The 1174-nt window shown below is 43.4% G+C and carries 3 protein-coding genes; 1 reads left to right on the top strand and 2 read right to left on the bottom strand.

Features of this window, described 5'->3' with window-relative positions; genetic code table 11:
• On the top strand, positions 1-250 hold a 250-nt coding region (locus AAC147_RS06770), incomplete at its 5' end, for a SymE family type I addiction module toxin (RefSeq protein ID WP_047686077.1).
• A gap of 72 nt (positions 251-322) precedes the next feature.
• Here AAC147_RS06770 and AAC147_RS06765 read toward each other — a convergent pair.
• Positions 323-640: a YacL family protein gene (locus AAC147_RS06765; protein ID WP_047686074.1), complete on the bottom strand. Its 318-nt coding sequence runs from the start codon at positions 638-640 to the stop codon at positions 323-325.
• Positions 641-661: 21 nt separating this feature from the next.
• A partial coding sequence (locus tag AAC147_RS06760; protein WP_197056436.1) for an EndoU domain-containing protein occupies positions 662-1174 on the bottom strand: 513 nt, incomplete at its 5' end.

Here is a 1174-nt window from a genome sequence, read left to right as displayed (position 1 = left end):
GGGATACGTGCCGCAAAATGGCAGGCCGAACCCCCGACCCGCGATAAATTTAACGGGAAGATGGCTTAAGGCGGCGGGGTTTGAGATTGGCGGCACACTCACCGTCAAGATTATGGCGGGTTGTTTAGTGCTTATTCCTGACAGCGACGACACCCGCACCATGAAGCAACAGTATCAGCGCCAGCAAGACCAGCTCAGTGGCATTAAGCTGCGGATGCGGGAACTGCTTGGCGACTACAAAAGCCGCTAAGGGCAGGAACTGAGCGGCTCTTAAAAAGAAGAAAGCCGGAAGATCACCGGGATCTTTCCGGTTTTTTCGTGGTTATTCTCTACTCAGAAGTAACTCTTTCCACTTTTCAAGATAACTTTTGAATTCTTCTATGGTTGCGATCTCAAGACTTTCTTCTGTGTATTCGTTAAAAATTTCGACACTGTCTGGTTTAATGGTAACAGTATGGGCATTGCCAGTGCCTTCCCATAGTGATGATTCACCATTGCTGACAGAATCACATAATGAAATTAATTCATCAGTATAAGAGACATCCGCCTGCACATCTCCTATTAAAAAATCAGCCAATACATGACGTTCATAATCAATTTCTACTGTAGGATATCCGTCTTCTGCGATTAAAAATTTCATTTTATTTTTTCCATTTGTTTTTTAATATAATGGGTAAGCTGTATTGATCTTTCCTGAAGCATCAAGCCACCCTTCTATTTTCACACCACTTGGAGATACACCAGTCCATTTTCCACTTGGATCAACAGCACCATTTTGGAAAGCACCTTTAATTTCTGCTGTGACTTGTTGAGGACTCCAAGATTTAGGATAAAACGTCGATTTGGCTACCTTAGGCTGCCACTCATTTGTTTTGGCGTTAAATATTTCAACTTTACCACGGTAAACACCTTGAGCATTTGGAGGATTTGTAATTTCAACGATCCGTGCTTTTCCGTGATGAAGACCTTCATAATGAAAACCAACAGCTTTACCTTTTTTATTGATTTCTCCGTGGAAAACATGCTCATCATTTATCGGAGGAACAGTTTTTTTGGAAGACTGCTTAAGCAGCTTATCGCAATCGTCTCCTGCTAATCCCAGCGGATCAACCCAAGACAGCGGGTTATGCACATACCCGTAAGGATTAAGGCCGCCTTTCAGCCCGATGGGGTC

This window comes from Xenorhabdus sp. NBAII XenSa04 (assembly GCF_963866145.1).
GTDB classification, from domain to species: Bacteria; Pseudomonadota; Gammaproteobacteria; order Enterobacterales; family Enterobacteriaceae; genus Xenorhabdus; species Xenorhabdus indica.
Note: the sequence above shows the minus strand (reverse complement) of the source record. Positions and strands in the feature narration are given on the sequence as shown.

Coding starts and splice junctions, on each gene's coding strand:
- AAC147_RS06765 (WP_047686074.1), bottom strand. CDS start 640: ATGAAATTTTTAATCGCAGAAGACGGATATCCTACAGTAGAAATTGAT.